1 protein-coding gene is annotated in these 229 nt (G+C 65.5%); it reads left to right on the forward strand.

The genetic code is table 11. From position 1 onward, the window contains the following. Positions 1 to 229: hypothetical protein (locus AC4HNJ_RS22115; RefSeq protein ID WP_490481760.1), on the forward strand; the 229-nt coding region annotated here is incomplete at both ends.

Raw genomic sequence — 229 nt, forward strand, 5'->3', positions numbered from 1 at the left:
GGACGAAGCGTCGCTGACCGCCGCCAGCCTGGGTTCGGCCTGGGCCGGTTTCGGCCAGGCGCTGTTTGCGCAGCCGCTGGAAAGTGCCTGGCAAACCGTGCTGCAGCCGGCGGCCAACAGTCTCAATGATCTGTGGCGCGAGACGATCGCCGCGCCCTTCAATCAGTCCTTCAACGGGCGCTATCCGTTTTTCGATACGCAAGCCGATGCCTCGCTGGCGGAACTGGGC

It is taken from the genome of Dyella sp. SYSU CM1112 (assembly GCF_058216415.1).